Source organism: Shewanella pneumatophori, from assembly GCF_023283895.1.
GTDB lineage: Bacteria > Pseudomonadota > Gammaproteobacteria > Enterobacterales > Shewanellaceae > Shewanella > Shewanella pneumatophori.
On record NZ_JAKILB010000032.1, the window covers coordinates 1 to 1,576 of the forward strand.

At 52.3% G+C, this 1,576-nt stretch carries 1 rRNA gene; it reads right to left on the reverse strand.

The annotated features are described in order from the left end of the window. A 23S ribosomal RNA gene (locus L2740_RS21355) occupies window positions 1-1,576 on the reverse strand; the annotation flags it as partial.

Here is a 1,576-nt window from a genome sequence, read left to right on the forward strand (position 1 = left end):
AGAGGAATTAAATTCCTAGGGATGACTCATCTTAGGACTCGCTTCCCGCTTAGATGCTTTCAGCGGTTATCGATTCCGAACGTAGCTACCGGGCAATGCTATTGGCATAACAACCCGAACACCAGCGGTTCGTCCACTCCGGTCCTCTCGTACTAGGAGCAGCTTCCTTCAATCATCCAACGCCCACGGCAGATAGGGACCGAACTGTCTCACGACGTTCTGAACCCAGCTCGCGTACCACTTTAAATGGCGAACAGCCATACCCTTGGGACCGACTTCAGCCCCAGGATGTGATGAGCCGACATCGAGGTGCCAAACACCGCCGTCGATATGAACTCTTGGGCGGTATCAGCCTGTTATCCCCGGAGTACCTTTTATCCGTTGAGCGATGGCCCTTCCATACAGAACCACCGGATCACTATGACCTACTTTCGTACCTGCTCGACGTGTATGTCTCGCAGTTAAGCTGGCTTATGCCATTGCACTAACCGTACGATGTCCGACCGTACTTAGCCAACCTTCGTGCTCCTCCGTTACTCTTTGGGAGGAGACCGCCCCAGTCAAACTACCCACCAGGCACTGTCCCGAACCCCGATTCAGGGGCCGCGGTTAGAACATCAAAACTACAAGGGTGGTATTTCAAGGACGACTCCACACAAACTAGCGTTCATGCTTCAAAGTCTCCCACCTATCCTACACATGTAGGTTCAATGTTCAGTGCCAAGCTATAGTAAAGGTTCACGGGGTCTTTCCGTCTAGCCGCGGGTATACGGCATCTTCACCGCAATTTCAACTTCACTGAGTCTCGGCTGGAGACAGCGTGGCCATCATTACGCCATTCGTGCAGGTCGGAACTTACCCGACAAGGAATTTCGCTACCTTAGGACCGTTATAGTTACGGCCGCCGTTTACCGGGGCTTCGATCATGAGCTTCTCCGAAGATAACCCAATCAATTAACCTTCCGGCACCGGGCAGGCGTCATACCGTATACTTCCTCTTGCGAGTTTGCACAGTACTGTGTTTTTGATAAACAGTTGCAGCCACCTGGTATCTGCGACTCCCGGCAGCTTAGAGAGCAAGTCTCATCACCGCTAGGAGCGTACCTTCTCCCGAAGTTACGGTACCATTTTGCCTAGTTCCTTCAGCCGAGTTCTCTCAAGCGCCTTGGTATTCTCTACCCGACCACCTGTGTCGGTTTGGGGTACGATTCCTACTAACCTGAAGCTTAGAAGATTTTCCTGGAAGCATGGCATCAACTACTTCAGTCCCTTAGGACCTCGTCATCAGCTCTCAGCCTTAAGTACACCCGGATTTGCCTAAGTGTACAGCCTACAACCTTAAACGCGGACAACCAACGCCGCGCTAGCCTAGCCTTCTCCGTCTCTCCATCGCAGTTAGCAGAAGTACGGGAATATTAACCCGTTTCCCATCGACTACGCCTTTCGGCCTCGCCTTAGGGGTCGACTCACCCTGCCCCGATTAACGTTGGACAGGAACCCTTGGTCTTTCGGCGAGGAGGTTTTTCACCCCCTTTATCGTTACTCATGTCAGCATTCGCACTTCTGATACCTCCAG